The following is a 5,231-nucleotide window of genomic DNA, read 5'->3' as shown; positions in this document are numbered from 1 at the left end:
GTACGGGCTGCGTGTGCCCGCCGGCCTGTTCGACGCGCCCGCGGCGGCGCTGGGCCAGTCGTACGGGGAGATGGCCGCCGAGCTGATCCCCGCCGTCGTGCCGCCGGAGGAGCCGGTGGACCTGCTCGTGCTGGCGTTCGCCGTGCACGACATGCTGCCCGGGCGGGCCACCGCGGCGTACCTCAGTCACGTCTGCCCGGGCACGCCGATGTCGTTCGCGCTCTGCGACCAGGGTTCGGCGGCGGCGTTCACCGGGCTGCGGATCGCCCGCGCGTACGGGTGCCGCCGCGCCCTGCTGCTCACCGTCGAGCAGGCGGTGCTGCCGTACGACGCGGCGGTGCCCGTACCGGCGCGCCACCGGGCCGTGGCCATGCTCTACGACGCGCTCGCCGACGACGGCGCGCACCGCGACGGCGACAGCGATGGTGCGGCCGGCGGTCCCGAGCTGATCGGGCTCGGCGGCGGCGCGCGGGTGACCGCGCTGCGCCAGCACGTGGACGTCGACGCCGGCGACGTGGCCGCGCTCGCGGCGGCCGAGGTGGGCGAGCTGACGGCCGGACGTACCGATGTCGCGGTCGTGCTCGGCGCGGACCTGGCCGCCGTGTGGCCCGGCCACGGCGGCGCCGCGGTGACGACCGGGCCGCGCAGGCAGCCGTCCACCGGGGTCTGGTGGGCGCTGCTGGACCGTCTCGCCGGGGACGCGGCGCGGCCCCGGCCGGTGGTGGTGGCCGACTACGAGCCCGGCCTGAACTACCTGAGCGTGGTCGCGCTGGCGCCGGCCGGCCGGTCAGAGCCCGTCGGCGAGCGCCGCGCGGACGAACGCGAGCAGCCGCTCGTTCGCCTCCGGGGAACCGACGGTGATCCGGACCCCGGCACCGGGTAGCGCCATGACCAGGATGCCGGCCTCCCGGGCCCGGTCGGCGAACGGCACGGCCCGCTCTCCCAGCGGTAGCCACACGAAGTTGGCCTCGCTGGGCGCCACGGTGAGCCCGAGGCCGCGCAGCGCGCCGACCAGGCGGGTACGCTCCGCCACCAGCTCCGTGCACCGCCGGGTCAGCTCCGCATCCACCTCCGGCGTCAGGCTCGCCACCGCCGCCGCCTGGGCGAGCGCGGAGGGGAAGAACACCGCCCCGGTGAGCGCGGCGGCCCGGGTGAGCCGGGGCGGCACGACGGCGTACCCGACGCGCAGCGCGGCCAGCCCGTACGCCTTGGAGAACGTGCGCAGCACGCAGACGTTGCCGTACGCCCGGTACAGGTCCATCCCGTCCGGCGAGCGCGGGTCGGTGACGAACTCGCGGTACGCCTCGTCCACGATGACCGGCACGTCGGCCGGGATCCGGTCCAGGAACGCCTCGACGTCGTCGCGGCGCAGCGCCGCCCCGGTCGGGTTGTTCGGGTTGCACAGCAGCACGCAGCGGGTCCGCTCGGTCACCGCGTCCGCCATCGCCGGCAGGTCGTGGCCGTACCCGTCCATCGGCACCGGCACGGCGCGGGCCCCGGCGTTGCCGATGATCAGCGGGTAGCCCTCGAACGACAGGGCCGGGTGGACGACGTCCGGCCGGGGCCCGAGGGACTGCACGAGGTGCTGGCACAGTCCGGCCGAGCCGGGGCCGACGAGGATCGCCTCCGGTCCCACGCCGAGCCGCCGCGACAGCGCGGCCACGAGCGCCGCCGACGTGCGGTCCGGGTAGCGCTGCAGCGCCGCGGCGGCGTCGGCGACCACCCGCCGCACCCCCGGCAGCGGCGGGTAGGGGGTCTCGTTCATGGACAGGTCGGCCGGCGGGTGCGTCCCGACGGCGGTGCCAGGCGTCATGGTCGCTCACTTTCCGACGGGACCGGCGGGGTGTGCGCTCGCCGGTCGGCCAGGAGCCCGAGCTGGTACAGCCGGTCGACCGCGGACAGCGGCCGGACGTCGGTGCCGGAGAGGTTGCCGGCGGTCAGCCCGAGCAGGCGGGGGTTGGCGGCGGTGCGGCGCATCATCCGCGCGCCGAGCAGCTTAGGCAGCCCGGACACCGCGGTGATCATGCGGGAGGCGTTGTGGCTGACCGTCGCGACGTGGTCCAGGCGGGGCCGCCGCGCCGCCTCGAAGGCGAGCAGCGCCCGGTCCACCGCCGCCGGTTCCGGCGCGCCGCCCTCGGCCGCCAGGCAGGCGGCGAGCGTCTCGGCGTCACCGAGGGAGCTGTTGACGCCCTGCGCCGCCATCGGGTGCACCGCGTGGGCGGCCTCGCCGGCGAGCGCGAGCCCCGGCACGGCCAGGCGCGCGCTGCGCAGCCGGTAGACCGCGAGCAGTTGGCGCCGGTCCAGGCTCGCGCGCAGCGCCGCGCCCAGCGGCCGGATCGCCGGCACGTCGGCGAGCAGCCGGTCGCACCACGCGCCCAGGTCGACGCGCCCCCGGAACTCGTCCGGCGTCACCTGCGCGTACAGGCGGCACCGCCCGCCCGGCAGCGGGTAGACCAGGCAGAGTCCCCGGCCGGTGCGGTAGGCGGACACCTCCTCGGCCACGTCGGCGCCGGCCACGTCGAAGGCGACCAGGCCGTGCGGGTACTCCTGGCGCCGCACCGCGATCCCGGCGCCGCGGCGCAGCGGCGACGACATGCCGTCGGCGGCGACCATCAGCGGCGCGTGGATCTCCTGCTCGGCGCCGTCGGCGACGAACCGGACGCCGCCGATGCGCCCGTCGCTGTCGCGCAGGACGCCCGTGACCCGCGCTCCCCACCGGATGCGCGCTCCGGAGGGCAGCCGGTCGGTGAGCACGCGGCGCAGGTCGCCGTAGTCGGCGCAGAGGATCTGCCGGTACGCGCCGGGCAGCCCGGCGTAGTCCAGGCAGAGCAACGGCTCGCCGGCCGGGTCACGGATGGCCAGCCGCCCGACCGGGCGCGCGCCGGTGGCCCGCAGCGCGTCCAGCAGACCCCAGGAGTCGAGGATGCGTACCGTCTCGGGCTGCAGGATCTCGCCCTTGGCGATCGACGCCGGGGTGCGCTGCCGGTCCAGCACCAGCACCCGCAGGCCGAGCGCGCCGAGCGCGCGCGCGCAGGCCAGGCCGCCGGCGCCCGCGCCGGCCACCACCACGTCGGGGGTCATCGGGTCACCGCCGGCGGCGCCACGTCCGGCCGCGCGGCGGCGGCCCGGCGGTACTCGCCGAGCGCCCGCAGCGCGAGCGCCTGGGTGATCACGGCGTTGGGATAGCGCATGTGGTGGCGGATGTAGTTGCACACCCGGGCCGCCGGCCAGCTCCCGTCCGGTCCGGCGGCGGCGACCAGCCGGGCCACGCCCCGGTCCACCGCCCCGGTGGCGTCCGGGTCGCCGGTGGCGAGCAGGCCCTGGACGGCCCAGGACGTCTCCTCGACCGAGCCCGCCGTGCCGTCGCCCGGCCCCCACGAGCCGTCGGGCAACTGGGTGTCGCGCAGCCACCGGGCCGCCCGGCGCACCACCTCGTGCCGGGCGTGCCCGACCCGGGACAGCGCGGCGACCACGACGGCGGTGCCGGAGGTGTGGTCGCGGTACCAGAGGTTCTCGAACGTGCCGTCGGGCGCGGCCCGGGTCAGCAGCCAGGCCGCCGCCCGGGCGATCGCCGGATGGTCGTCCGGGTGGCCGGCGTCGTGCAGCGCGAGGATCGCCTGGCTGGTGATGGCCGGGCACGGACCGTCGTTGGCGAGCCGGGTGTCACGTACCCACAGGCTCCACGAGCCGCGGCTGTCCTGGCGGCCGACCAGCCACGCCAGTCCGTCGCGCAGGACCGGGTCGGCGTCGGCCCCGGGAAAGCCGGCCAGCGCGGAGAGGATCTCGGCGGACTCCAGCGTCACCGGCCAGCCGCGCGCGTTCGAGTAGCTCCATCCGCCCGGCGGCACGTCCAGCACCTCGAACGCCTCCGGTTTGCGGCCGGCGTGGAGGAACTCCCGGGTGGCGCGCAGCCGGGGGTCGTCGGCGTAGCCGGCCGCGATCAGCCCGGTCGCCGCGTACCCGGTCCGGGTCAGGTCCAGGTTGGTGACCGCGTCCCAGGCGCCGTCGGGGCGTACCGCCCGGCGCAGCCAGCCGACGACGGCGCGGGCGATGTCCGGCGCCTCGCCGCTGCGGGCCAGGCCGAGCAGCACCAGCGCGGCCGGCCACGGGTCCTCGCTGAGCGCGCCGGTGCCGCCCTCGTGGTCGTGGATGGACCGCAGCAGCCGCAGCGCCACCGGCCGGGCCCGGCCCAGCGTGGCCCGGCGCAGGCGGCCGCTGGGCAGCAGGTCGGCCTGCATCAGGGCGAGCCCGATGAACGGCGCGGTACGGAACGACAGGCGCTGCCGGCGTACCCGGTCGAACAGGACGATCTCCAGTGGCAGCCGGCGCAGCGGGCCCGCCTCGGCGGTCATCCCGGCCATGGTGAGCAACTGGCGGCAGAGCAAGGAGATGGCCGGGTCGGTGACGGTGTCGACGCCGCCCAGCGCGGCCAGCCGGGTCCGGCCCGCCGCGATCGCCCCGGCGCTGTCGGCCGGCGCGGTCAGGGCCAGCGCCGCGATCGCGACGGCGGTGGGCACGACCTCGGTGCCGGCGCCCACCACGCCGCCCCAGCCGCCGTCGTCGTGCTGCTGCCGGCGCAGCCACGCGGTTCCGGCGCCGACCAGGTCCGCGCAGCCGGACGGGTCGGCGGCGTGCAGCGCGGCCACCGCGCCCGCGGTACCCAGCACCGAGGCGGGCGGGTCGTCGCCGAACGCGCCGTCGGGGCGGCGCCGGCGCAGGAGCGCCTCCGCGCCGGCGGTGACGGCCTTCCCGACGGCCTCCGTGGTCACAGTGGTCATGGCGCGTCCTCCACCGGTACTCGACTGCGGGTGGCGAGGGTCAGGCCCGCGACCGGCGGACCGAGTTCGTGCCGGGCACGCATGGCGCGCTGCGCGACCCAGGTCAGCGCGACCATCGGCAGCGCGAGCGCGAGCTGCACGGCGACGCCGAGGCCCAGCCCGACCGCCGCGGAGGCCAGCGCGACCCGCTCCACCACCAGGACCGAGTGCGCGCGCAGCGCCACCACGACCGGCATGCCGCCGCGCCGGCGCACCAGTGGGGCCAGTGCCACCACGCCGGTCAGCAGGACCACGAGCACGGTGATCAGGTACGCGGTCCGCGCGTCCCGGCCGGCGAGCAGCCCGGCGGCCACGGCGGCGGCGATCGCGACGGCGTAGAGCGCCAGCACGGTCCGCACCGCGAACGGCACGCCCCGCCCCACCGGCAGCGTCCGGTAACCGCCCGCGCGGTCG

The 5,231-nt window shown here is 77.7% G+C and carries 4 protein-coding genes and 1 pseudogene; 1 reads left to right on the top strand and 4 read right to left on the bottom strand.

Translation table 11 applies throughout. The features are described from left to right. Window positions 1-883, top strand: an 883-nt coding sequence (locus KBX39_RS22160; RefSeq protein WP_210872303.1) for a 2-hydroxy-acid oxidase, incomplete at its 5' end; no start/stop codon positions are given. Here the strand turns inward: KBX39_RS22160 and KBX39_RS22155 are convergent. From KBX39_RS22155 to KBX39_RS22140, 4 genes and pseudogenes are all read right to left on the bottom strand, one after another. Continuing rightward, window positions 788-1,813: a histidinol-phosphate transaminase gene (locus KBX39_RS22155; RefSeq protein WP_064445602.1), complete on the bottom strand. Its 1,026-nt coding sequence runs from the start codon at window positions 1,811-1,813 to the stop codon at window positions 788-790. The genes KBX39_RS22160 and KBX39_RS22155 overlap by 96 nt on opposite strands. Further along, a complete protein-coding gene (locus KBX39_RS22150) occupies window positions 1,810-3,081 on the bottom strand; it encodes an NAD(P)/FAD-dependent oxidoreductase (protein ID WP_069088424.1) in 1,272 nt (423 codons plus the stop codon). Before KBX39_RS22150 ends, KBX39_RS22155 begins: the two co-directional genes overlap by 4 nt. Beyond that, window positions 3,078-4,778 (bottom strand): prenyltransferase/squalene oxidase repeat-containing protein, encoded by a 1,701-nt coding sequence (locus KBX39_RS22145; RefSeq protein WP_210872301.1) that lies wholly within the window; start codon window positions 4,776-4,778, stop codon window positions 3,078-3,080. Before KBX39_RS22145 ends, KBX39_RS22150 begins: the two co-directional genes overlap by 4 nt. Next, window positions 4,775-5,231 (bottom strand): annotated as a pseudogene (locus KBX39_RS22140) (ubiquinone biosynthesis protein UbiA); the annotation flags it as partial. The pseudogene KBX39_RS22140 and the gene KBX39_RS22145, both read right to left, overlap by 4 nt.

The organism is Micromonospora sp. D75 (assembly GCF_018070405.1).
Taxonomy (GTDB): Bacteria; Actinomycetota; Actinomycetes; order Mycobacteriales; family Micromonosporaceae; genus Micromonospora; species Micromonospora chalcea.
This window is presented reverse-complemented; position numbering and strand designations above follow the sequence as displayed.

Excerpts from the sequence above, each read along its gene's own strand:
- KBX39_RS22155 (WP_064445602.1), bottom strand. The coding sequence starts at position 1,813 with ATGACGCCTGGCACCGCCGTCGGGACGCACCCGCCGGCCGACCTGTCC.
- KBX39_RS22150 (WP_069088424.1), bottom strand. The coding sequence starts at position 3,081 with ATGACCCCCGACGTGGTGGTGGCCGGCGCGGGCGCCGGCGGCCTGGCC.
- KBX39_RS22145 (WP_210872301.1), bottom strand. The coding sequence starts at position 4,778 with ATGACCACTGTGACCACGGAGGCCGTCGGGAAGGCCGTCACCGCCGGC.